The organism is Paenibacillus hubeiensis (assembly GCF_032334105.1).
Lineage (GTDB): Bacteria > Bacillota > Bacilli > Paenibacillales > Paenibacillaceae > Paenibacillus > Paenibacillus hubeiensis.
On the sequence record NZ_JAVYAE020000046.1, the window covers coordinates 1 to 1,355 of the forward strand.

General features: G+C 43.4%; 1 protein-coding gene. It reads left to right on the plus strand.

Features of this window, described 5'->3' with window-relative positions:
- Positions 1-364 precede the first annotated feature (364 nt).
- Positions 365-664 carry a hypothetical protein gene (locus tag RSX24_RS32190; RefSeq protein ID WP_343262906.1) on the plus strand — a complete coding sequence of 100 codons (300 nt, stop codon included), beginning with the start codon at positions 365-367 and terminating at the stop codon, positions 662-664.
- Positions 665-1,355 lie beyond the last annotated feature (691 nt).

Sequence of the window (1,355 nt, forward strand, 5' to 3'; positions counted from 1 at the left end):
GATGACGCTGATACGAAACTATATAATCAAAGAACCGATTTATACTTGAAGATTATAAATAGCGAACCGGACTTTAACAATGCCTCTGTGAATACGTTGAAAGACTTCGTGGAGACAATAGATGCTACGATTAAAGAATTGCAAAGAGTAAAGTAAATTGGAAGAAAATCAGCTGATGTCGAGGACAAGAACAGTGTACCATTCAAAGTCGCTATTATAGCGGCTTTTTTGTTTTAAGGAACCAAGTTCTTGTCCCAAGCTAAGGACAAGAACTTAGTCCGATTACCGAGTAGATGTAAAACTAAATAAAATGAGGGGAAAAGGCTTAGGAATACTGTAATGAAATAATAAGTTCGATTTTCTGATGACGACAATTGTTTGTATACGTTTGTCGAGGCAGGAAATTCAGGGGAAAGGGGCGAAGGCTTTACAGTCGCAAGGTGGTTGGAAAGATTCGTATAAAGAGGAAGAAGGGGGGCGCAGCAAGAACGACAGGACGAATCGGGGGAGCGCCCGGAGATCGGGGCGTAGGTGGGCAGCCTGTCTGCTCGTCGGGGTTCTGGCCCTTACGGTCGTCGTACCGGCTTTTCCGGCGGCCTCGGCTACGATGGCCACGCAAGGAGGGTTCACGCAGGATCAACTCGATGGAACCCGGCTTACGTGAATTACCAGATTAATGGTCCGGAAGCCAAAGTGTATCGGTATGACGGCATGAAAGGAGCCGACGTTGGATTCTTGTCGGGGGACAAGAACATATTCCCATTGAAATTCGCTATATTAGCGATTTTTTTATTTTATCGGTACAAGTTCTTGTCCTTGGCTCTGGACAAGAACTTGTACCGATTGCCGGAATTGACAAGAACATCGTCCGATTTCCGATTAGATGTGTATCTAAATATTGAGCACGTCAAACTTAAAAACACTCATTAAGTAAGCATAATACATAAAAATGGACTCTGTTAAACTAACAGGAAACTTTAGTTAAATAGCACCGTGGTGTGGGGGCATGATTGATCCAGATCTTTTGAATATCGAGTTCTGGCAAAAGGTATTAAGGATTAGAGGGTTGGAATTATCGCATTAATTCGTTTCTAACGCAGAAAGGCCGCCATACAAGCTGGTCATAAGCCTGTCAAGTGGACAGTACAGAAATGAAGGAGGCCGATGCAACGATAAAGAAGCGCAGGCAGGAGGAGATTAAATCTTCTCTGCTTGCGCTTTTTATTTGTAGTGCTGGTTACGAGATTAACCTTTCAGGCTTTTTTATCGGTACAGATTTTGTCCCGAGCAAAGGCTAGAACCTGTACAGATTACCGGGATATGCCTCTTTAGTTTGGAGCAATCTGTTTCAGATT

What these genes read in the sequence shown, in the direction of transcription:
- RSX24_RS32190 (WP_343262906.1), top strand. Translation starts at nt 365, where the DNA reads ATGACGACAATTGTTTGTATACGTTTGTCGAGGCAGGAAATTCAGGGG.